The organism is Kaistella sp. CFF1-2 (genome assembly GCF_059509915.1).
Window position 1 is genome coordinate 464,980 of the sequence record NZ_JCAKLF010000001.1, and the last position, 24,182, is coordinate 489,161.

Sequence of the window (24,182 nt, forward strand, 5' to 3'; positions counted from 1 at the left end):
AATTCAATAACGAATGGACAAGAATTTTAAAATACTCCTAGGAATTTTAGTGATTCTTGTCTTTTTTGCGTTGTTTTGGAACCTTTCAACAGGTTTTATTTCCTTAAATTTTTCCGACTTTTGGAATTCTCAAAGTGCAAACTCGGATGTTGCTGAATTACGTTTACAACGTGTAATAGCTGTTTTTTTAGCTGGAATTTCCATTCCTACATCTGGGTTTTTATTGCAAGAATATTTTCAAAATCCTTTGGCAGGACCTGAAGTTTTAGGGATCACTTCTGTGGCAAGTTTAATGGTCGCTTGCTACATTTTCATGTCGCAAGATTTGGTTCTACCTGAGTTTTTGCAGAACAGTTTTTTAAATATTAGTGCCATTTTAGGAAGTTTGATAATGCTTTTGGTCTTATTAACCTTCTCAAGGCGAATTTCCAATTCTTCATTCTTGATCATTTTTGGATTTTTGATTTCCGCATTATCAGGAGCGATCATTTCTCTGATGCAATTCTATGCAAACAATCAAAGTTTAAAAAATTACGTACTGTGGAGTTTCGGAGCCAATAACCAACTGTCTAACAACCAACTAACTGTTTTAGGAATTAGTGTTTTAGTAGGACTTTTCATCTGTTTTAAGACGATAAAACCTTTAATGGGAAATGCTTTGGGAAAACAATATGCAATGAGCATCGGAGTCAACCTTAACCATCTTAAGTATTTGATAATCATCGCTTCCTCCCTTTTATCTGCATCCGTTACGGCATTTTTAGGACCGGTTTTATTTATTGGAATTGTCATTCCTCATTTTGGGCGAATGCTGTATAATCCAGCCAAGCTATGGCAACAATGGATGATCAACATTCTTATGGGAATTTTAGTTATGGAAGTATTTTCATCTATTTCAGAAATTCTGAGTATTCCAATTAATATTATTAGTTCAATATTCGGGATTCCGGTGATTATTTTCATGTTGTTAAAAGGAAAAACCTTGTCGTAATGAGCTATTTAGAATTACAAAAAATTTCGATTGGGTATAAAACACCACTTATTTCAGATACGAATGCAAAACTGAATTTAGGTGATGTTTGTCTTCTTATTGGAAATAATGGCGTTGGAAAAACAACATTAATTAAATCCATTCTTCATCAGTTGGAATTATTTCATGGAAAAATAATTCTGAACAAAAAGGACATTCAAACACTTTCTACGGAGCAAATTGCACAAGAAATAGCTGTTGTGTTTTCAAAAGCTCAAATTCCTTCATATTACACGGTTCGCGATCTTATTTCTTTAGGAAAATACATTCATTATCCCTATTATTTTCAGCTAAAACAAGAAGATCTGGATGAAGTTCAACATATCATTGATGATCTCGAATTACAACCTTATCAAGATGTTTTGTTAACTAATTTATCCGATGGAAATCTTCAAAAAGCCTTTATTGGAAGAGCTATTGCACAGAATTCACCCATTCTAATTCTTGATGAGCCTACAACTCATTTGGACGAATCTAACAAGATAATTATACTACAACTATTACGAAAACTTGCAAAGCAGCATAACAAGCTTATTCTGTTCTCATCACATGATTGGCGATTAGCCAAGGAGTTTTCAGATAAAATTTGGTATGTCCTCAACCAAAAACTACATTCTGGAATTACGGAAGATATTTTGAATCAGCACCAAGAATTGACTAAAATTTCACTTTTCTCGTTCAGCGAAAACTTTAAACCACCTTATATTTCAGCACCTAATTTAGAGACTGAAATACTATACTCTTTTCTTCAAAAAAATCATCAAAAAGACCTTTCTGAGTTTAAATTTGAATTCAGCGACGGAATTTGGCTCATATCACAATCAAATTCTCAATACAAAGCGTCAAGTTTTGCAGAAATGGATGAAATATTGAAAAATATCCATTAAATCAACATTCTAAAACGGTTTAAAAAGTATTATGCATGCATAGTATTATGCATTGAATATTTTTTAAAACCTTGATTTCCATTATTTTAACAAAAATTAACAAAACAAAAAGTATTATGCATGCATAATATTAGTATTTTTGGGATATGTCACAAACCACAAATTAAGATGGCACAAAATCCAAAAGACAAAATTGAAAACATCGATCTTATTCTGAAGCAAACTTGGATTTCGGTTTCTAAAATGTATTCCGAGATGGCTCAAGAATATGATTCGACCGCAGTTCAAGCATTAACGCTGCTAAAAATCGATCCTAAACAAGGAACTCGAAGCACCAATTTGGGACCCAAAATGGCAATTGAACCCACCTCTTTAACAAGAATAATCAAGCTTTTAGAAGATAACGGCTATATCTATAAGGAAAAAACCAAAGTAGATAAACGCGAAGTGATTATTAAACTCACTGAAAAAGGGCTGAATTATCGAAATATTTCTAAAGACACCGTTGTGAATTTCAACTCGCGTGTGATGGAAAAGATCCCACAAGAAAAACTTCAAGTTTTTAAGGAAGTAATGAGTGAGATTATGCAAATTTCCATTGAACTTTCAACTAAAAAATAATTAGAATCATAATGTAGTCGAAAGGCTTCATTATTCAGTAATAGAAAATAAATAATATCATAATGAAAAGACGAATCAAACACGTTACAGTATTAGGTTCCGGAATCATGGGAAGCGGTATTGCTGCGCACTTTGCAAACATTGGCGTGGAAGTATTGCTTTTGGACATCGTTCCGTTTGAACTGAACGAAGCTGAACAGAAAAAAGGTTTGACTAAAGAAGACAAAGCCGTTCGTAACAGAATTGCAACCGAAAATTTAGGAAAACTTCAGAAAGCAAGTCCTGCACTACTCTATTCGCCAAGTTTTGCGAGCAGAATTAAAGTAGGAAACTTCGACGACGATATGAAGAAAATCGCGAATACCGATTGGATTATCGAAGTTGTGGTAGAAAGATTGGACATCAAAAAATCGGTTTACGAAAAGATCGAGCAATTCCGCAAGCCTGGAACTTTGGTTTCGTCGAATACATCGGGGATTCCAATTCATCTTTTAACAGAAGGCAGAAGCGATGATTTCAAAGATTATTTCGCAGGAACGCACTTCTTCAATCCTGTTCGTTATTTGCCGTTGTTGGAGATTATTCCAACGCCGCACACACTTCCTGAAGTTGTAGATTTCTACATGTCTTACGGCGCAAAATTCCTTGGAAAAACCACTGTTTTGGCGAAAGATACGCCTGCGTTTATCGCGAACAGAATCGGTGTTTTTGGAATTATGAACATCTTTAATACCATTCAGAAATTAGGTTTAAACATTTCTGATGTTGATAAATTGACAGGACCAGTTATCGGTCGTCCAAAATCAGCGACTTTCCGTACGGCGGATGTTGTTGGATTAGATACGTTGGTTCACGTGGCAAACGGCGTTCGCGAAAGCGGTGTTGAACAAGATATGTTCAAAGATCAGTTCGCAATGCCAAGTTACATCGATTTCTTAACGACGAATAATTTCTTAGGTTCGAAATCGGGTCAAGGTTTCTTCAAAAAAGTGAAAAACGCTGAAGGAAATTCAGAAATTCTAAGATTAAATCTTGATACTTTAGAATACGAAGCGCAAGGAAAAGTAAGTTTCCCAACTTTAGAATTAACGAAAACTATTGAAAAACCTTTGGATCGTTTCAAAGTGTTAATCGGTGGTAAAGATAAAGCGGGTGAATTCTACAGATTGACTTTAGGATCGATGTTTGCGTACGTTTCGCACAAAGTTCCTGAAATTTCTGATGACATCTATAAAATCGACGACGCGATGAAAGCTGGTTTCGGTTGGGAAAATGGACCTTTCGAAATTTGGGACGCGGTTGGCGTTCAAAATGGTGTAGAATTGGCTAAAGAAGCGGGTTACGAAGTTTCGGATTGGGCTAAAGAATTGGCTTCTAAAAATGAAACATTCTATAAAGTTAATGATGAAGGTCAAAGTACATTCTACGATAAAAACTCAGGAAACTACGATCAAATCCCTGGTCAAGAAGCCTTTATTATCCTTGATAATATCAGAAAAAACAAAACACTTTGGAGCAACTCTGGAGCTTCGATTGAAGATTTAGGCGACGGAATTATCAACTTCGAAATTCATTCTAAAATGAATTCTTTGGGTGGTGAAGTTTTGGACGGACTAAACCGTGCAATCGACCTTGCAGAAAAAGAATACGACGGATTGGTTATCGGAAATCAAGGTACAAACTTCTCTGTTGGTGCAAATTTAGCGATGATCATGATGATGGCGGTTGACCAAGACTGGGACGACCTAAATATGGCGATTGCGTACTTCCAAAACTCAATGATGAGAGTTCGTTATTCGTCAATTCCAGTTGTGGTAGCGCCTCACACGATGACTTTGGGTGGTGGTTGCGAAATGACGCTTCACGCTGACCGCGTTGTTGCCGCTGCAGAAACCTATATCGGATTGGTGGAACTTGGCGTTGGGGTAATTCCTGGCGGTGGTGGTACCAAAGAAATGACGTTGAGAACGTGTCGTGATTTTGTAAAAGATGACGTGAAAACCAACAGACTTCGTGATGCTTTCATGAATATCGCAATGGCAAAAGTAGCTACTTCGGCTTACGAAGCTTACGATATGGGAATTTTGGAGCACGGAAAAGACATCGTAGTTGTTGATAAAAAACGTCAAATTGCTGAAGCTAAAAAAGTTGCAAAATTAATGGCTGAGCAAGGTTACACACAACCCATCGAAGAAACCGTTACTGTTCTTGGAAAAGATGCTTTGGGAATGTTCTACGTTGGAACTGACCAAATGCTTGCCGGAAATTTCATTTCAGAATACGACAAGAAAATTGCAGACAAGCTAGCAAACGTAATGGTAGGAGGAAATCTTTCTGAGCCGACTGCCGTTTCCGAAAGATATTTACTGAATCTTGAAAGAGAAACTTTCCTTTCCCTTTGCGGCGAAAGAAAAACCCTTGAGAGAATTCAGCACATGTTACAAACTGGTAAACCGTTGCGTAATTGATTGTACGATGTAAAAAGTACAATGTACAATGTATTTTGAATTAAAATAATTTTTAAGATGCACAATTTTAGAGAATTGGAAGTTTGGAAAAAATCGATTGAATTAACAACAATTTATTACAAAGTTTCTAAATCTTTTCCAAAAGAAGAATTGTTCGGTTTAACTTCTCAATCACGCAGAAGTTTGGTTTCAGTTCCTTCAAATATAGCAGAAGGAGCAGGAAGAGATACAGACAAACAATTTGTTCAGTTTCTATCAATCGCTTTGGCTTCATCATTTGAGTTTGAAACACAATTATTAATTTCTTTCAACCTCGAATATGTAAATCTTGAAAATTTTGAATTGCTTTTAAATCACTTGAAACATGTTCAAAATATGCTTGTCAAATTAATTAACAACTTTAAATAATCCTGTACATTGTACTTTTTACATTGTACATAATACAAAAAAACAATGAAAACAGCATACATCATAAAAGGCTACCGTACTGCGGTTGGAAAGGCTCCAAAAGGATCTTTACGCTTTACAAGACCCGACGAAATGGCGGCTACAGTTATTGAAAAACTAATGGCTGAAGTTCCGCAATTAGATAAAAACAGAATCGACGATCTTATCGTTGGAAACGCAATGCCAGAAGCAGAACAAGGCTTGAACGTTGCTCGTTTAATCTCTTTAATGGGATTAAATACTGATAAAGTTCCGGGCGTTACAATTAACAGATATTGCGCATCAGGATCGGAGGCTATTGCGATTGCAACGGCAAAAATCCAATCAGGAATGGCAGATTGTATCATCGCAGGTGGTACAGAATCCATGAGTTATATTCCAATGGGTGGCTACAAACCCGTTCCAGATCCGATTTTAGCAAAATCAAATCCTGATTATTATTGGGGAATGGGCTATACAGCGGAAGCGGTTGCTAAGGAATTCAATGTTTCGAGAGCAGCTCAGGACGAATTTGCATTTAATTCACATCAAAAAGCTTTGAAAGCTATTGCTGAAGGGAGATTCAAAGACCAAATCGTTCCCGTTCCTGTTGAATATACGTTCGTAGATGATAATCAAAAATTGCAATCAAAGAAATTTGATTTCGCAATGGATGAAGGTCCTAGAGCAGACACTTCTTTGGAAGGCTTGGCTAAATTAAGACCCGTTTTCGCGCAAGGCGGAAGCGTAACAGCAGGAAATTCTTCTCAAATGTCAGACGGCGCGGCTTTCGTAATCGTAATGTCTGAAGAAATGGTGAAAGAACTTGGATTGGAACCAGAAGCAAGATTAGTTTCTTACGCTGCAGCAGGTTTAGAGCCAAGAATTATGGGAATGGGACCAGTTTACGCAGTTCCAAAAGCATTAAAACAAGCTGGACTTCAATTAAATGATATCGAATTAATCGAACTTAACGAAGCATTTGCGTCTCAATCGGTTGCCGTTATCAACGAATTGGGAATCAATCCAGAAATCACGAACGTAAACGGAGGCGCAATCGCACTTGGTCACCCACTTGGATGTACAGGCGCAAAATTGGCGGTTCAGCTATTCGACGAAATGAAAAAACGCGGCAACAAATACGGAATGGTAACCATGTGCGTGGGAACTGGACAAGGAGCGGCAGCGATTTACGAGTTACTTTAAGAGGAAAGAGGAAAGAGGAAAGAACAAAGAAAAAAGATTGAAGAAGCCAGATGAAGCATAATTTCAAAAATCTGAATATTTGGAAATTGTCAATTGAATTGACAAATGAAATTTATGCGGTTTCTGATTTTTTTCCAAAAAATGAAGAATTTGGATTGAAATCTCAAATCCGAAGATGCGCCGTTTCTGTTCCTTCCAACATTGCGGAAGGATCGAGTCGCAGTTCTGATAAAGATTTTAATAGATTTTTAGAGATTAGTCTCGGTTCTCTTTTCGAACTTCAAACTCAACTTATCATAGCAAATGCGAGAAATTACATTAACAACGAAAATTTTAATCAAATCGAACTAAGAATAATTGAATTACAAAAGATGATCTCGGGCTTTCAAAATAATTTGCTCTTGAGATGAGTCTTTTCTCTTTCATCTTTCTTCTTTCATCAAAATGTAAAATTAAAAAAATAAAATAATGGCAAATTTAATTGGCGGCGAGTTCCTAATTAAGGAAATCCCAGCAAACGAAATCTTCTCTTTGGAGGAGCTAAATGAAGAACAAAAAATGCTTCGCGACTCTGCAAAAGAGTTTATCGACAGAGAAGTTGTTCCGAATAGAGAAAAATTCGAACATAAAGATTATGCATTCACAGAAGAATGTATGAAAAAATTAGGAGAAATGGGAATGTTGGGAATCACCGTTCCTGAGCAATACGGCGGTATGGGAATGGGCTTCATCAACACGATGTTGGCTTGCGACTACCTTTCTGGTGCAACTGGATCATTGGCTACAGCTTTCGGTGCGCACACGGGAATTGGGACCCTTCCTACCCTTTTGTACGGTTCTGAGGAATTAAAAGCGAAATATCTTCCAGATTTGGCAGCAGGAACAAAATTCGGAGCATACTGTTTGACAGAGCCAGATGCAGGTTCGGATGCGAATTCAGGAAAAACAAAAGCGGTTCTTTCGGCTGATGGAAAACATTATATCATCAACGGACAAAAAATGTGGATTTCTAACGCAGGTTTTGCAGATACTTTCACGCTTTTCGCGAAAATTGATGATGATAAAAACATTACTGGTTTCGTTATTAATCGTTCTGAATTGGAAGATCCAAACTCTTTAACTTTAGGAGAAGAAGAGCACAAATTGGGTATCCGTGCGTCTTCTACAAGACAAGTTTTCTTCAACGACATGAAAGTTCCAGTGGAAAATATGTTAGGGGAAAGAAATAACGGTTTCAAAATCGCTTTAAATGCATTGAACGTTGGTCGTATCAAGTTGGCTGCGGCTTGTTTGGATGCGCAAAGAAGAATTTTAAATCATTCAATTCAATATTCTAACGAGAGAAAACAATTTGGTGTTTCGATTTCAACTTTCGGAGCTATCAGAAAAAAATTAGCTGAAATGGCGACTGGAACATTCGTTTCAGAATCAGGTTCTTATCGTGCTGCAAAAGATGTTCAGGATAAAATCGACGATTTGGTTGCTGGTGGAATGAACCACCAAGAAGCAGAATTGAAAGGTGTTGAAGAATTTGCGGTTGAATGTTCAATTCTAAAAGTTTTCGTATCAGATTTAGCACAACATACAGCGGATGAAGGTATCCAAATCTATGGCGGAATGGGCTTCTCAGAAGATACACCAATGGAAGCAGCTTGGAGAGATTCAAGAATTTCAAGAATTTATGAAGGAACCAACGAAATCAACAGACTTCTTGCAGTTGGAATGCTAATTAAGCGTGCTATGAAAGGGCAATTAGACCTTTTAACTCCTGCAATGGCGATTTCTAAAGAGTTGATGGGAATTCCATCTTTCGAAGTTCCAGATTATTCGGCTTACATGAGCGAAGAGAAAGCAATCATCGCCAACTTGAAAAAAGTATTCTTGATGGTTTCTGGTGCAGCGCTTCAGAAATATATGATGGATATTGAGAAACAACAACATTTATTGCTAAACGCTTCTGAAATTTTAAACCAAATTTACATGGCAGAATCTGCAATCTTAAGAGCTGAAAAACACTTCTCAGCGGATTCAGTAGAAGCTGCAATGGCTCAATTGAACCTTTATAAAGCAACTGAAAAAATAATTTCGGCGGCTAAAGAGGGTATCGTTTCTTTCGCAGAAGGCGACGAGCAAAGAATGATGTTGTCTGGTCTTAGAAGATTCACGAAATACACCAACACTCCAAACATTGTAGCACTTACAGAGAAAATTGCTGCGCATTACGTGGAGAAAGGGAATTACTAGACAATAGATTTCGAGAGTGGAGATTTGAGATTTAAACTCAAAAAACTTAAACTCGAAACAATAAAAAAACCTCGCGATTGCGAGGTTTTTTTATATCTAAACTATTCAAACAAAAATTTTAATGGCATCGAAATTGGACTCAAAAAACAATTCCTTATTTATAAATCTAAAAAATAATAGCCTATGTTTTTTTGGGTATCTCAATTAAAAGAAGCTTTTTACCCTGCAAATCACTTGCAAAATCCGGTAAAAAAAGACAATCCGATGACGGTGAATATTATCAGGACTCAGTCTAGAACAGCATTTTTTACAATTAATTCTAAAAAATCATTTACTGAATATTGGGATACAATTGACCAAAAAAAGATTCCAAAAAAATTATGGACTTCCGAAATGAAGGATTTTTCCAATCAAAAAATTCAGGAAACTCCAGCTCCTTCGTTTATGTTTAAATTTACCATCGTTGGTTGGATTTTTACCGCGGCTATAATTGGCTTTTTTGTGTATTTGATTTACGATTCCGTGAAGCCCGATGCACCGAAATCAGCAAAATATATCTCTATGGAAAAAGCACCACAAGCTGGCGACATTTATTTTGGTCGGTTTGAAGCGTTTACAAAGCCAGGCGATCGTATTGCATCAGATGTTGGTTTTGGCTGGTTTAAAATCTCCCAAGTCAATGGGGATACCTATACCATTTCGAAATCAAAGGAAATGAGTGATGGTTATAAGGCAAAAGAGCAACTGAACAATACCGAATTTGAAACAAACGGAACTCCAGCAAAGATTACAGAACAAGCAGGCTATATGCTCAATTTAAAGGCAACAGACGGTAAAATGGAAATCTATTTCACGGATAAAAAATAAAAAAACCTCGCAATGGCGAGGTTTTTTTTATTATCGTTCACCCAAAGTCGAAATAAAAGTTTCAAAAGTTTTCCTAAATTTTTCTAGACTTTCAGTTCCCGAATTGATCATTTTTCCTGATTTATAAACTTCATATTTCCCATTATCAGGACTTTTTGTATCGCTTTTCCAGATAATACCTCTATCTATTTTACCTTGGCTATCCGTTTTTAACCAAGCGGTAGCTTGTGGTTCAAATTTTTCGGCGTAGCTACCTTTATAAATTTTTAAAAGCGCATCTTCTTGTGAAAAGAATTTGGCAACATCATCAAAAATTGAGTCTAGAGAATTTAAAGTTGGATCAATATTCAATCGGTGAAAGAGCTTAAAAATTTTATCTGGATTATCATTTCCTAATTTTTCATAATCCATGACCAACAGGTTATAAAAAAAGGCATTCTTGTCATAAGAACCCGTGATAAAAGCATTTTTCGGTAAATTAGAACGATCAAAATCAATGGTCTCAATAGAAAGTATCGGATGTTTTTTATAGAAGAACGTTTTGAATTGCTTCCCATTTTTCAGCCCAAATTTCAGTAAAGAGTTTTCATCATTAATGCTTCTAGCGACAACTTCAGTATCCGTTTTGGTAAAAACTAAATGATTCCCATAATTTTCCGCCATCACCGAAACAACGAGACTATCTAGTTTGTTGCCTTTATACTTTTTATAAACTTGCCCACTTTCTATCTTGATGGTTTCTGTTTTTTGAGCTTTGATGTAACTCGATAATAGAATTGAAATAACGATAAACACTATTTTCTTACTCATTTGATCTGTTTTTAAGTATACTAAATGTACTTCTTTTTTGAAAAAAATAAATCGTTTTACTCTGTAAAAAAATACTTTGTATCTTTAAACAAATTAATTGTGATGAAAAAAGTATATTCACTTTTAGCGTTAGGAATCGTTTTCTTAGGTTATGCGCAAACAACTCCTAAAACTCCAGAGCTTAAAAATAATTTAGACGCTTCTAAACTTAACTTTAAGCCATTACCAAAATTAGAAAGCTTAAGTAAGCCAAAATTGGTGGATTCTTTTAATAAAAAGCCGAACGACTCGCAATTGTATGCATCATTAAAAGCTCCTAAGAGAAATGACGACTTGTTTACTATTCCTAATTTGCAAAAACCGGTTGCGAAAGCACCAGTAACAGACGATTTACTTAAACAAGTAGAAAAAAAATAGACTCTCTTTTAAGAAAGTCTATGTTTATTTTAACGAATCGTATAGCCAATTCCCACATGGAACCAGCGTCCCGGCATTGGCACACCGAAGGCTTCGGTATATTTTGTATTCGTTAGGTTGTTAATTGAAAGCGACCAATCAAAATTTCGGTATTGATACTTCCACTTGGCATCCAAAAGATGGTAACTTCCTGTTGTTACACGCTCCAAATAGCGGTATGAAAGCTGTTGATTGAAGTTTTTAAACAACTCCAAATCTGCTTTTGCGATAAACTGATGTCTTAAGTTTTCTGCAACGGATTTAGAAATCAAATTTCCCATATCCAATTTCGTATCCAAATACGTATAACTCACATTAAATCGAGAATTCAAAAATGTTGGAAACGCTTTTTCCACTTCCACTTCAGCACCTTTAGTATCTACTTTTGCTATATTTTGAGCTTTCCAAACGCTATTTTCGGTTTCTTTAATCCAATCAATTGCATTATCCGTATTTCGAGTGAAAACGCTGGTTTTAAATGTGAAATTTTCTCGTTGATAACGGTATCCAACTTCTGCTGACAAGGCTTTCTCTGCTTGTAAATTCGGATTTCCTTCTTCGGTTTTACTCACATAATACAAGTCCGTAAACGATGGAATTCGATGTACTTTTCCAATATTTCCGTAAAACTGATGGTGAGTGTTGATTTGATAGCCCACATCCAAACCAGGATAGAAGTAATCGCCACCAATATCGTATTTGGCCCAAGAAACACCTGGTGAAATTTTCAATTTGTTTTGCAATGCAGAAAAATGATGTTCAAAAAACACTTGCGTACCGAATCGATCACGCTTTCCAAGATTATTAGACTCTAAAAACTCTTTTCTCACTTCCACACCCAAACCGGTAATCCCTAGTTTGGAATGATAACTCGCGTTCACTTCCCCACCAACATTGTTTCCAATGTGCATATTTCGGTAGATTTCGGGTTTATGACGGTCGTACAGATAAAAATCCTGACCGCGACGCCAGTACACATTCGCATTTACATCCCAATTATTCAGACGTTGTTCATAGGTAATTCCCACAATCGATGCCTGTGTTTCTTCATATTGTTCCGTTGCTTTTGGCGAAGCGTAGAAACCATTCGCACCAAATTCTTTCTCAGAAAAACCTACTTGAAAACCTAACTTTCCGTTGTTGATTTTGTATTGGTTTTGGTAAAAAACATTTTGAATTTGATAATCTGTATTATGACGATAACCATCTGATGCTCCACGATTCACTTGCAACAAATGCTGTAATTTATCCGAACCAAAAGTTGACGTTAAACCCATAGAATAGGTCTTGTAATCGCCTACTTCAACCCCAATTCGCGCTTGCTCTTGTGCCGACGTTTTGGTGATAATATTAATCGCTCCCGTATAAGCACTAAAGCCGAAACGTCTTGCTGTAGGGCCTTTAATCAATTCAATTCGCTCCACAGAAGCCAAATCAACGGGAATATGAAGAGAATTATGTCCTGTTTGTGCATCATTCATTCGGATTCCATTGATGAGGATTAATACCTGCTCAAAAGAACCACCACGAAGTGAGATATCACTTTGTACCCCTTGTGCACCTCTCCTACGAATGTCCATTCCAGTAAATTGCTGTAAAAGCTCATCAATACTTTGCGCTGGTGATTTTGCAATTTCTTCTTGACTAATAACTTTGATGTTTTCAATGGCATTACGGTATTCCGTCTTGATAAACTTACCGTGAAGCAGTACCTGTTCTATGTCATTCTCTACTTGCGCATGGATGGAAACCGCAGAAAGAACGAATAGGGCAAACCAATTTTTTCGATTCATTTTTTAACTATTTTTCAATTCCATTTAGACAGATAAATCATTTAAGAAGTAGCTATTTAAAGGATATGTACAGATTATTTCGGCGCAAATGTATATAAAAAAATCGTAAAAAGAATGCTTTTTTCTAGAAATTATTCAATGCATAAAAAAAGAGGCTCCAATGGAACCCCTAAGAAATTGTTTATTTTCTTCTCATCAAATGTGTAACAAAACTTCTGAAAAAATTTCTCATTTTATTACGGCATTTAATAGCACAATATTAAAAAATAAGTTTCATTTTAACAAGATGCTTCTTCTACTTCTTATGTAATCTGATGGAATTTCCGTATTTTTGCAGATGGCAAATTTCGGTTTGCTCTATTCTTTATTTAATGAGAAATCAACCTATGGTTACTGAAAATCAAGTCGATATAAAAAAACAAATTTTCGTAAAAAATGCGCACCTCAATAATTTAAAACATATTGATGTGCTCATTCCGAAAAATAAATTGGTGGTGATTACTGGTGTCTCAGGAAGTGGAAAATCTTCCCTAGCTTTTGACACCATTTATGCTGAAGGTCAACGTCGTTATGTGGAAAGTTTAAGTTCGTATGCGCGTCAGTTTTTAGGAAAATTAGAAAAACCAAAAGTAGATGACATTAAAGGTCTAGCGCCTTCAATTGCCATTCAACAGAAAGTAATCTCGTCTAATCCACGATCAACGGTAGGAACATCCACCGAAGTTTACGACTATCTAAAACTTCTTTACGCTCGTATTGGCCGTACTTTTTCGCCGGTTTCTGGAGAAGAAGTAAAAAAAGATTCTGTTTCAGATGTTATTGATTTTATTCAAGCAGCACCAAAAAATACTGTTTTCATCCTTCGAACACCTTTAGAATTTGAAATTGATTCCTTTCAAGAAAACTTGAATACGCTAAAAGTTTCAGGTTTTACTCGTTTGGAAGTTAATGGAAATATCGCTGGAATTGAAGATTTGGAGAGTTTTGGTTTTGTACCGACGAAAGAAATGGATATCCAATTGGTGATTGACCGTTTCTCCTACGAAGAAGATGAAAACTTCCTTCAGCGTTTGGCAGACTCTGTACAAATGGCATTCTATGAAGGTCATGGCTATTGTTCGTTGAAAAATTCGGATACGGGTGATGTCAAAGAATTTTCGAATAAATTCGAAATGGATGGCATTGAATTCTTAGAACCGAATGTTCATTTCTTTAGTTTTAATAACCCTTACGGGGCTTGTCCAACATGCGAAGGCTATGGAAAAGTTATCGGAATTGATGAAGATTTGGTGGTTCCCAACAAATCACTTTCGGTTTTCGAAGATGCCATTGCACCTTGGAAAGGCGATTCGATGAGCGAATGGAAACGTTCTTTTATCAAAAAAGCAGGCAACTTCCCTATTCATAAGCCGTATCATCAATTAGATAAAGAGCAAAAAGCCTTTTTATGGAAAGGTGATAAATCGAAAAGCTTTCCAGGAATAGATAATTTCTTCCGCATGTTGGAGGAAAATTTGTATAAAATCCAGTATCGAGTGATGCTTTCCCGCTATCGTGGAAAAACATTATGTCCCGATTGTGAAGGTTTGCGTTTACGCCCTGAAACAGAATGGGTAAAAATCGATGGACACACCATTCAATCGATGATTGAGCTTCCTTTGGATGAACTTTTACCCTTAATTAAAAGTTTGAATCTAAACGAATACGAAGCTACCGTTGCCAAGCGATTGGTGTACGAAATTGAAACTCGATTGGAGTTTCTTACTAAAGTTGGTTTAGGCTACCTCACTTTGAACCGAACCTCCAATACCCTTTCTGGAGGAGAAAGTCAAAGAATTAATTTGGCGACAAGTTTAGGAAGTTCGTTGGTAGGTTCTATCTATATTTTGGACGAACCTTCTATTGGATTGCACTCTCGTGATACCGAAAACTTAATTCAAGTCTTAAAAAATCTTCGGGATTTAGGAAATACCGTTATCGTTGTTGAGCATGATGAAGACGTGATGCGAGCGGCAGATTACATAATTGATATCGGTCCAGAAGCAGGATATTTAGGCGGTGAACTGGTTTTTGCAGGTGATTTTAAAGATTTGAAAAAAGCCAACACGCTTACTTCTGAATATTTAATGGGACAATTGGAAATTGAAGTTCCGAAATCGAGACGAAAGCCAAAAGAATGGATTCACATTAAAGGCGCTCGTGAAAACAACTTGAAAAACATTGATATTGACGTTCCACTAGAGTCTTTGGTGGTTATTTCTGGTGTTTCAGGCTCCGGAAAATCGACCTTGATGAAGGAAATCCTTGCCAACGATATTCAAATTCAGTTAGGAATGGGTGGTAAAAAAGGAGATTACGACAGCGTTGAGTTCCCTAAAAAACTCATTAAAAATATTGAATTAATAGATCAAAACCCAATTGGAAAATCATCTCGATCTAATCCTGTAACCTATTTGAAAGCGTATGATGATATTCGGGATTTGTTTTTCAAACAAAAGGGTGCCAAATTATTAGGTTTGAAACCGAAACATTTTTCATTCAATGTCGATGGTGGACGATGCGACGAATGTAAAGGTGAAGGCGTTATTACCGTTTCCATGCAGTTTATGGCAGATATTGAATTGGAATGCGAAACCTGCCACGGAACGCGTTTTAAAAACGAAATCCTTGAAGTAAAATTCGACGAGAAAAATATTTCTGATATCCTAAAAATGACGGTTGATGAAGCGATTGCGTTTTTCAGTGATAACAAAGAAGAAAAAATTGTGACTAAGCTAAAACCGCTTCAGGAAGTTGGTTTAGGTTATTTGCAACTTGGACAAAGTTCATCTACCCTTTCTGGTGGAGAAGCGCAGCGAGTAAAGCTTGCCTCATTCTTGGTGAAAGGAGTAACCAACGATAAATCCTTATTTATTTTTGATGAACCTTCTACAGGACTGCATTTTCATGATATTCAGAAATTATTGAAATCCTTACAAGCTTTGATTAATTTGGGCCATTCTGTTCTCGTTATTGAGCATCAACCTGATATTATCAAAACGGCGGATTGGATTATCGATATTGGCCCCGAAGCCGGTAAATACGGTGGAGAAGTCGTTTTTGAAGGAACACCGGAAGATTTAGTGAAAAATAAGAAATCACACACGGCAAAATTTATTGCCGAAAAATTATAACGTACAGATACTTTAAAATCTAGGTTTTCCACATTTTTTTGTGGATAACGTGTTAATTTTAACATTTAATTCATTTGAAGTTTCATTTTATTTTCTATATTTGAGTAACAAATGATTCGAAATGGATATCAAACTGTCCTTTGAAATTGAAAAAGTAATCAACGAATTAAACTTGAATAAGATTTAAGCATAGCATTGTCGGCTATGCTTTTTTTGTGATGTATAACTAAAAAAATGAGATGTTTTATCTACTGAGTCTGCTTCTAAAGAGTAGGCTCTTTTTTTTGCCTAAACTTGAAATTCTAAAACTATTCAGGAAAATTACAAAAATTCAATTCCCTATTTTGGCACTTTACTTGAATTTAAAAACCGAATTTAAAAATATTTGATATGAAAAATTTGATGAAAGTATTGGCAACCCTAGTCGTTTTAGCCATGAGTGCTGTTGTTTTTACAGCGTGTTCTAGTGATGATGATCCAGCAGATAATGATTTCTTCGCAGGAACTTACAAAGGAAAAGTGTCATACAACACAGGAACAGCAACTGGAAACATTTCATCCGATGATGGAAGCGTATTTGTGACTAAGATCGCAAGTGGAACAAAATACAATTTTGCATTCTCTAACGGAATTCCTGATTTAGTAGGTGTTGAGTTTGAGAAAAAAGGCGACAACACGTTAGTAAGTGTGGGAGCAACAGAAGCAGAATTCATTAGAATTGACAACAAAAGCCTAAACATGGTTTACAAAAAAGATGGTAAAACATGGACTGCGGTTAATGCAACTAGAAACTAAAAACCATATTCTAAATAGGAGAACCTGATTTTTTAATCAGGTTTTTTTTATGCTTTTTAATATATTTCAACAAAAAAGCAGCTCTTTCGAGCTGCTTTTATATGATAACGAACGAATATTAACGGGTATTTTTTCCGTCAACGATAATTCGATCTTTTCTATTGGCCAATTCCCAAGCCGTTGCAAAAACCAACTTCGCTCTTTTTTCCAATAAAGGATAATCAATTTTATCTGGCGTATCTGTTGGTTTGTGGTAATCCTCGTGGATTCCATCAAAATAGAATGCTACCGGAATATTATTCTTTGCAAAGTTGTAGTGATCCGAACGGTAATACAAACGCATTGGATCTTTTGGATCGTCGTATTTGTAATTCAGCTCCAAATTTACGGTTGTTTTGTTGGCATTCTCATTGATTTTTTTCAATTCTGAGCTCAACATTTCAGATCCAATAACATACACATAATCTTTCCCTCTATTTTCTGGATCATCACGACCAATCATGTCGATATTTAAATTGGCAACCGTTTTATCCAATGGAAAAATTGGGAACTTTGAATAGTAATCGGAACCCAACAAACCGTGCTCTTCACCCGTTACCAAAAGGAATAAAATAGAACGCTTTGGTCCTTTACCCGATTTCTTTGCACTTTGGAACGCTTCCGCCAATTCCATTACCGCAACCGTTCCTGAACCGTCGTCATCCGCTCCAGGATAAACCACTCCTTTTTTCGTTCCCACATGATCGTAGTGCGCCGAAATAACAATCACCTCATCAGGATGTTCAGAACCCTCGATGTATGCTAAGATGTTTTCCGATTCTGGTAAGGTCGTTCTTCCTGTTTTCAAATATTCTGAAGGAACTTTCTGGAAATACGAAGACATCATTGGTGGATGCCCAATTCCTCTTTCTTTATAATATTTAGTGATATAGGCCGCTGCTTTTTTCATTCCTTCGCTGCCCGTATCACGTCCTTGCATTTCGTTGGATGCAACAACATACAAGTTTTTCTTAAGCTCGTCTGCCTTAATTGTTGAAATTGTTTTTTTAAACGCCGAGCCGTCTAAACCATAATTTACCGCACAACTCTGCATCAACGCAAAAGCAGCAGCTCCCAAGATAATTTTTGAATACTTCATATACTGTGATTGTTTTTATCGAATTCTATCGAGTGATAGGTCACGAAAATAAGCAAAAATGTTACAAATAAAAACACACATGGAGAAAAATAATCTTTTTTCATTCTCAAATTCTAAATAAAAGTGAAATCTTTTTAAGATATATTGAAAAATCATTTCTATTTTTTCTTCTGAATAATTATCTCGAAATTTGCAGTTCGTCCCAAAAAAAGAACCCGTTCATGAAGTTGTGTATTGCAGAAAAACCAAGTGTTGCCCGAGATATCGCCAAAGTTTTAGGTGCTACCACCTCCAAACAAGGCTATATGGAAGGAAACGGCTATTGGGTAACGTGGACGTTTGGGCATTTGTGCACCCTGAAAGAACCCCATGATTACGCTCCTGAGCTTAAATCTTGGAATCTTATCTTTCTCCCGATTATTCCGAAAAACTTTGGAATTAAAGTCATAGACAATCCTGGCGTTCAACGGCAATTTGAAGTAATTGAAAAACTAGTTGAAGACTGCGAAGAAGTCATTAACTGTGGGGATGCTGGACAAGAAGGAGAACTCATTCAGCGTTGGGTTTTGCAGAAAGCAAAAAACAAGAAACCCATGAAACGCTTGTGGATTTCTTCCCTAACCGAAGATGCCATTATTGAAGGATTTGAAAATCTTAAACCTGCGGAGAACTATCAAAATCTGTATTTAGCGGGTAATGCTCGAGCCATTGGCGATTGGTTGTTGGGCATCAATGCGACGCGACTTTTTACAAAAAAATTTGGTGCTAACAAAGCTGTTTTATCTATTGGACGCGTTCAAACACCGACTTTAGCGATGTTGGTTCAGCGTCAGAAAGAGATTAACGCTTTTCAATCCGAAGAATATTGGGAACTGAAAACGCAGTATCGAGAGGTGATTTTCAATGCTGCTATCGATCGACTAAAAACAATAGACCGAGCCGAAAAAGGTTTGGATTATCTAAAACAAAATCCTTTTGAAATTGTCGGTTTCGAAATCAAAGAAGGAAAAGAGAAAAATCCACGTTTGTTTGATTTGACCGGACTTCAAGTTGAAGCCAATAAAAAATACGGGTACTCCGCAGAACATACGCTAAATTATATTCAAAGTTTATACGAAAAAAAGCATGTGACCTATCCACGTGTGGACACCACATACCTTTCTGAGAATTTGCATCCAAAAATTGGAGGAATTTTACGAAGTATGAAAATTTATCAAACTTTGGTTTCCCCTTTATTGGAAGCTCCTATCCCAAAAACCAAAGCTGTTTTTGATGATACTAAAGTCACCGATCACCACGCGATTATTCCTACTGAAATTCCGCCTGGTCAGAATTTAACCAAGGAAGAAAAATTGGTTTACGATTTAATTGCACGACGTTTTATTGCTGTTTTCTATCCAGAGTGTAAAATTTCGAATACGTTGGTAGAAGCGCAAGTTGGAACCATTCCTTTTAAGGCCAGTGGAAAGCAGATTTTAGAACCTGGTTGGCGTCTTGTGTACGAAAAAGACAAAAAAGAAAGCTCGGACAAGGAAAAAGATGAAGAGCAAAATATTCCAGCGTTTGAAGTTGGTGAATCTGGTCCACACGAACCGTTTATTCATCAAGGAAAAACAACACCTCCAAAACCATACACTGAAGCAACTTTGCTGCGAGCGATGGAAACGGCAGGAAAGCAGGTGGAAGACGAAGAACTTCGTGAAATGTTGAAAAATAACGGTATTGGACGACCTTCTACCCGAGCGAATATTATTGAGACCCTTTTCAAACGAAAATACATCGAGAAGAAAAAGAAAAACCTTCTTGCGACCTCCACAGGAATTGAGTTGATCGATACCATCGAAGATGAACTTTTGAAAAGTCCAGAACTTACCGGAGAATGGGAATTTAAACTTCGAAAAATTGAAAAAGGCGAATACGAAGCCAATGATTTTAAAGACGAACTCATCCAAATGGTGACCAACCTTACCCAAAAAGTGATTAGTGGAAAAGGGCGAATGATTAGTATTCAGGAGGAAAACAAAAAGGAAGAACCAACTAAAAAGCCGCGCGAAAAGAAAATTGCTCCAGAATTTATTTGGGAAGATACTTCTTGTCCAAAATGTAAGAATTCGGCTTTAGTTAAAGGAAAAACCGCGTATGGATGTACCGATTTTAAAAATTGTGGTTTCAAAATCCCTTTTGTGGTTTACGGAAAAAAACTTTCGGAAAAGCAGATGCAAGATTTGGTTTTAAAAGGTAAAACCTCGAAGCTCAAAGGTTTTACCGAGAATCCGTTTAACCTTTCGGAAGGAATTTTAGTTTGGGATGATTTATTTAATTTACGAATTTCGTAAATTAGCGATATTTTTATTATCAAAATAACACCGATGCCAAGACCTAATTCTCAACCAATCAATAATCCGCAAAACGTTACCGACTATCCGAATAACAACACCTTTTTTCTAGTTTGGAAATTCAAGTCGGATGTAAAATCTGCAAAAGTAAAAGCTGTTTTTCACCGTATTTGTGCCTTGGTACTTAATCTCAACAATTCGATTTCTGATCGTTTTCCTGATGCGAAGGCCAGTGTTGTCTTAGGAATTGGTTACGACGCTTGGTTGCAATTAGACCTTCCAAAGCCACTTCCTAAAGAATTGAAGCCTTTTGACGAAATCAAAGGTAAAAAACATACAGCTGTTTCTACGCCTGGAGATTTGCATTTCCATATTCGATGTGATGAAAAAAGCCTTGCTTATGATTTGGCTACAACCATTAGTGGATTTTTAACCGAGGTTGCCGATTGCATTGTAGAAGTTCAAGGTTTTCGTTATTGGGATAGTCGTTCAATTCTCGGTTTTGTAGATGGAACCGAAAATCCACATGGAGCCGACCGTTCCTATTTTGCGGTTGTGGACAAAGAAGACCCTACCTACGCTGGTGGAAGCTATGTTTTTGTTCAAAAATATGTGCATGATTTGGTTGCGTGGCGCAATCTTCCCGTGTCGGAACAAGAAAAAGTTATTGGACGAAGCAAAGATCATGATGTTGAAATGACGGACGAAGAGAAACCGAAAAACTCACACAGTGCTTTAGCCAATGTTGGTGATGATTTAAAGGTCGTTCGTGACAACATGCCTTTTGGAAACACCAGTACTAACGAGATGGGAACCTATTTCATTTGTTATGCGAGCACCTTTTCCACGGTAGAGAAAATGCTAACGAACATGTTTATTGGCGATCCTCTAGGAAATTACGATCGTATTTTAGATTTCAGTACAGCCAAAACAGGAACTTTATTTTTCGCACCAAGTTTGGATATGCTGGATGATTTTTCAGGATAATCCCTGTTTTATTCATTCATAAAAAACACATTGACTTTTATCTATTTAAAATCCATTTTTTGAATGCGGATTGCATTGAGTATCGCTAAAAAAGCAACGCCAACATCAGCAAAAACAGCTTCCCACATGGTTGCTACACCACCCGCTCCCAAAGCCAAAACAATTCCTTTGACAACGAACGCGAGAATAATATTCTGCCATACAATTTTCTTGGTTTCTTTGCCAATTTTTATTGCCATCGGGATTTTCGATGGTTTATCATCTTGAATGACAATATCTGCCGTCTCAATCGTTGCATCACTTCCCAAACCACCCATCGCAATTCCTACGTCACTTAAAGCCACAACTGGAGCATCGTTCACCCCATCTCCCACAAAAGCAACAGATTCATTTTTAGATTTTATCTCCTTTACCTTGTTGACTTTGTCCTCCGGAAGTAAATCGCCAAAAGCGGTATCAATTCCCAATTCTTGGGCAACATGGTTCACCACCGTACTTTTATCACCGCTTAACATGGTGGCTTTTACTTTCAACGCGTGTAGTTTATCCACCGTCTGTTTTGCATCCTCTTTAATTTTATCAGCAATTGTAAGGTATCCCGCAAATTGACCTCCATATGCAATTGCAATAACTGTTGAAACAATATTGGAATGATCAAAATCGTAGCGAATGGAAAACCGATCCATCAATTTAAAATTCCCTACCAAAAGCTCTTTTCCTTCCACCATAGCTCGAAGTCCGTGCCCCGCAATCTCTTCTGAGTTTTCCAATAGTATTGATTCATCAACTGCACCAACGTGCTGATGAATGGCGGTCGCGACGGGATGCGTACTCAAATTCTCAAGAGCGTTGACTTTCTTTAAAATTTCCTCTTGATTAAATCCTGGTTGAATATGAACTTCTTGAACCTGAAATACCCCTTCAGTCATGGTTCCCGTTTTATCCATAACCACATTTTGAATTTCTGCTATTTTATCTAGAAAATTACTGCCTTTTAATAAAATTCCGTTTTTACTCGCAGCGCCTATTCCTCCAAAATACCCCAATGGAATTGAAATTACTAACGCACAAGGACATGAAATCACCAGAAAGATCAGTGCGCGATAAAGCCACGTTTTAAATTCGTAATCAGCTACAAAAAAATAAGGCAAAAAACAGATGCCCAATGCTAAGAAAACTACGATAGGCGTGTAAATACGAGCAAATTTTCGGATAAATAATTCTGTTGGAGCTTTTTGCGAAGTCGCATTCTGAACCAATTCCAAAATTTTACTCAGCTTACTATCTTCATAAGGCGTGGTTACTTTAACTTGAGAAATCGAATTTAAATTAATCATTCCCGCCAAAACAACGTCCCCTTTCACCTTGGTATCAGGCTTACTTTCGCCCGTTAAAGCGGCCGTATTAAAGGAGGACGATTCCGAAATCAACTCCCCATCTAAAGCCAATTTTTCGCCTGGTTTTAATTGGATTATGTGGCCTATTTTAGCTTCAATTGCTTTGAGTGTTTGGGGCTGATTGTTTTCCACAATAGTAACCTCATCAGGTCGCTGATCCAGTAAGGATTTAATATTACCTTGAGCTCTAGAAACGGCCAAGTCTTGAAACGCTTCGCCAACCGAATAAAAAAGCATCACCGCAACTCCTTCGGGGTATTCACCAATTGCAAAAGCACCTATGGTCGCTATTCCCATCAGGAAAAATTCAGAAAAAACATCTCCTTTGGTGATACTTTCCCACGCTTCTTTCAGAACGGGTAACCCTACAGGAATATAGGCAATTGCATACCAAATGACACGAACCCAACCTTGAAACCACTCTGGCTTCAGAAGATAATCAAAAGCTAAACCGGTCATTAAGATGACAAAAGAAATGATGGCTGGCAAAAACATTTTGAAAACACCTTCCTTGGTCGTTGGTGCCTCACCATGCGAGTGGCCATCATGATCAGAATGCCCTTCCTCAGCTGTATGTTGATGTGTTTTCGGTTCGTCGGTTTCGCAACAATGTTTTCCCATAATCAGATACTAAATTTATGAATCGAGTATTTCCTTCTCTATTTCAATCAAAAATACCCATTTTTTATGGGTTTTATCTTATAAAGGAAATTCAAAGTGTTTTATAATCTAAAGGCTATATAAGTTAAATATCCTGCTTAAATTGGTTATTTTTGCATATCGCTTTGGAAAAAAGAATTGGCTTGTTTTCCTGACTTTATTATTTCAATTTATATGACTTCAATTCCAAAACATAAACAAATACGAGAAGTTTCTTCTTTTGATGCGCTTGTAAGCACTCCATTTCGAGGAGAAATCAACGCTAGTTTTTGGAACCGAAATTTAGAGGGTGATTTTCAGGAAATCGTCGCTAAGCTTCAGCTAAAAGAAAATATTACCGAAGTGAGCATCGATGATTTAAACGCTTTAGAACTCACTGAAAATGGACAAAAAGCGAAAGCAATTATCCTTCAAGACTTGCAATTATTGAGTGATTTTGGTGCTTTACCCACACTTAATTTACTAAAATGTTATGATCGCGATGATGAATTTGACTTTATCTCCACGGATGTTTACTCTTATCATGTAGATCGTTCGCCTATTGCAACGGACACTTTTTTGTGTACTTATTGTGGCGCTTCTAGTGATATTTTGCCTAATGATGAAGCTATTCAGAAAATTCAAATTCCAGAAATCCGAAATCAACTCAAAGATTTATTTGATGGTTCTGAAGATGAATTTGAAAGCTTTCTCAAAGAATGTTTTTTTGATTTGCATTATCAAGCTAAATCCGACGCAACCCCGATCAATCTGGGAACGGGATTACTTTGGCGTCTTGCAGTAGATCATCCAAACCAACAAGTGCTGCCTTGCGTTCATCGTGCGCCAATCGAAAACGATGGTGAATATCGTTTGTTATTGATTTGTTAAGGACAATCGCATTTTTTT

19 protein-coding genes are annotated in these 24,182 nt (G+C 36.8%); 15 read left to right on the forward strand and 4 right to left on the reverse strand.

What is annotated here, in order from left to right:
- Positions 1-13: 13 nt before the first annotated feature.
- The 9 genes from AC5XHR_RS02150 to AC5XHR_RS02190 all read left to right on the forward strand — a co-directional run bounded on the left by AC5XHR_RS02150 (position 14) and on the right by AC5XHR_RS02190 (position 9,749).
- Positions 14-991 carry an iron chelate uptake ABC transporter family permease subunit gene (locus AC5XHR_RS02150; RefSeq protein WP_495949132.1) on the forward strand — a complete coding sequence of 326 codons (978 nt, stop codon included), beginning with the start codon at positions 14-16 and terminating at the stop codon, positions 989-991.
- A complete protein-coding gene (locus tag AC5XHR_RS02155) occupies positions 991-1,917 on the forward strand; it encodes an ABC transporter ATP-binding protein (RefSeq protein ID WP_495949133.1) in 927 nt (308 codons plus the stop codon). The genes AC5XHR_RS02150 and AC5XHR_RS02155 overlap by 1 nt, the downstream gene beginning before the upstream one ends.
- A 168-nt stretch (positions 1,918-2,085) precedes the next feature.
- Positions 2,086-2,538 carry a MarR family winged helix-turn-helix transcriptional regulator gene (locus tag AC5XHR_RS02160; RefSeq protein WP_495949134.1) on the forward strand — a complete coding sequence of 151 codons (453 nt, stop codon included), beginning with the start codon at positions 2,086-2,088 and terminating at the stop codon, positions 2,536-2,538.
- 62 nt (positions 2,539-2,600) lie between these two features.
- On the forward strand, positions 2,601-5,006 hold the full coding sequence (locus AC5XHR_RS02165) for a 3-hydroxyacyl-CoA dehydrogenase/enoyl-CoA hydratase family protein (RefSeq protein ID WP_495949135.1): 2,406 nt from the start codon (positions 2,601-2,603) through the stop codon (positions 5,004-5,006).
- A gap of 57 nt (positions 5,007-5,063) precedes the next feature.
- Complete coding sequence (locus tag AC5XHR_RS02170) at positions 5,064-5,414, forward strand: four helix bundle protein (RefSeq protein WP_495949136.1); 351 nt, start codon at positions 5,064-5,066, stop codon at positions 5,412-5,414.
- Between the two features lie 45 nt (positions 5,415-5,459).
- Positions 5,460-6,638 (forward strand): thiolase family protein, encoded by a 1,179-nt coding sequence (locus AC5XHR_RS02175; protein ID WP_495949137.1) that lies wholly within the window; start codon positions 5,460-5,462, stop codon positions 6,636-6,638.
- 50 nt (positions 6,639-6,688) lie between these two features.
- Positions 6,689-7,048: a four helix bundle protein gene (locus AC5XHR_RS02180; RefSeq protein ID WP_495949138.1), complete on the forward strand. Its 360-nt coding sequence runs from the start codon at positions 6,689-6,691 to the stop codon at positions 7,046-7,048.
- A gap of 58 nt (positions 7,049-7,106) precedes the next feature.
- Positions 7,107-8,882, forward strand: coding sequence for an acyl-CoA dehydrogenase FadE (locus AC5XHR_RS02185; protein WP_495949139.1), 1,776 nt, complete (start codon positions 7,107-7,109; stop codon positions 8,880-8,882).
- Between the two features lie 183 nt (positions 8,883-9,065).
- Positions 9,066-9,749 carry a hypothetical protein gene (locus tag AC5XHR_RS02190; RefSeq protein WP_495949140.1) on the forward strand — a complete coding sequence of 228 codons (684 nt, stop codon included), beginning with the start codon at positions 9,066-9,068 and terminating at the stop codon, positions 9,747-9,749.
- Positions 9,750-9,779: 30 nt separating this feature from the next.
- Here AC5XHR_RS02190 and AC5XHR_RS02195 read toward each other — a convergent pair whose 3' ends face one another.
- Positions 9,780-10,559 (reverse strand): hypothetical protein, encoded by a 780-nt coding sequence (locus tag AC5XHR_RS02195; RefSeq protein ID WP_495949141.1) that lies wholly within the window; start codon positions 10,557-10,559, stop codon positions 9,780-9,782.
- Positions 10,560-10,661: 102 nt separating this feature from the next.
- On the opposite strand from AC5XHR_RS02195, the gene AC5XHR_RS02200 reads away from it, so the two are divergent.
- Positions 10,662-10,976 carry a hypothetical protein gene (locus tag AC5XHR_RS02200; RefSeq protein WP_495949142.1) on the forward strand — a complete coding sequence of 105 codons (315 nt, stop codon included), beginning with the start codon at positions 10,662-10,664 and terminating at the stop codon, positions 10,974-10,976.
- A 29-nt stretch (positions 10,977-11,005) separates the two neighbouring features.
- Here AC5XHR_RS02200 and AC5XHR_RS02205 read toward each other — a convergent pair whose 3' ends face one another.
- Complete coding sequence (locus AC5XHR_RS02205; protein ID WP_495949143.1) at positions 11,006-12,808, reverse strand: TonB-dependent receptor plug domain-containing protein; 1,803 nt, start codon at positions 12,806-12,808, stop codon at positions 11,006-11,008.
- Between the two features lie 371 nt (positions 12,809-13,179).
- Here AC5XHR_RS02205 and uvrA point away from each other — a divergent pair, with 371 nt between their 5' ends.
- Together uvrA and AC5XHR_RS02215 are read left to right on the forward strand one after the other, a co-directional pair.
- Positions 13,180-15,981: an excinuclease ABC subunit UvrA gene (gene uvrA, locus AC5XHR_RS02210; RefSeq protein ID WP_495949144.1), complete on the forward strand. Its 2,802-nt coding sequence runs from the start codon at positions 13,180-13,182 to the stop codon at positions 15,979-15,981.
- A gap of 390 nt (positions 15,982-16,371) precedes the next feature.
- The gene (locus tag AC5XHR_RS02215; protein WP_495949145.1) at positions 16,372-16,776 is read left to right on the forward strand and encodes a hypothetical protein; all 405 of its coding nucleotides are present in this window, start codon (positions 16,372-16,374) and stop codon (positions 16,774-16,776) included.
- A gap of 118 nt (positions 16,777-16,894) precedes the next feature.
- Here AC5XHR_RS02215 and AC5XHR_RS02220 read toward each other — a convergent pair whose 3' ends face one another.
- A complete protein-coding gene (locus tag AC5XHR_RS02220; protein WP_495949146.1) occupies positions 16,895-17,914 on the reverse strand; it encodes a M28 family metallopeptidase in 1,020 nt (339 codons plus the stop codon).
- Between the two features lie 221 nt (positions 17,915-18,135).
- On the opposite strand from AC5XHR_RS02220, the gene AC5XHR_RS02225 reads away from it, so the two are divergent.
- Positions 18,136-20,250: a type IA DNA topoisomerase gene (locus AC5XHR_RS02225; protein ID WP_495949147.1), complete on the forward strand. Its 2,115-nt coding sequence runs from the start codon at positions 18,136-18,138 to the stop codon at positions 20,248-20,250.
- A gap of 33 nt (positions 20,251-20,283) precedes the next feature.
- Positions 20,284-21,237, forward strand: coding sequence for a Dyp-type peroxidase (locus AC5XHR_RS02230; protein WP_495949148.1), 954 nt, complete (start codon positions 20,284-20,286; stop codon positions 21,235-21,237).
- Positions 21,238-21,278: 41 nt separating this feature from the next.
- Here AC5XHR_RS02230 and AC5XHR_RS02235 read toward each other — a convergent pair whose 3' ends face one another.
- Entirely contained in the window at positions 21,279-23,255 is a 1,977-nt protein-coding gene (locus AC5XHR_RS02235; RefSeq protein WP_495949149.1) for a heavy metal translocating P-type ATPase, read from the reverse strand.
- A gap of 213 nt (positions 23,256-23,468) precedes the next feature.
- Here AC5XHR_RS02235 and AC5XHR_RS02240 point away from each other — a divergent pair, with 213 nt between their 5' ends.
- Positions 23,469-24,164 carry a DUF1826 domain-containing protein gene (locus AC5XHR_RS02240; RefSeq protein WP_495949150.1) on the forward strand — a complete coding sequence of 232 codons (696 nt, stop codon included), beginning with the start codon at positions 23,469-23,471 and terminating at the stop codon, positions 24,162-24,164.
- Positions 24,165-24,182: the final 18 nt, after the last annotated feature.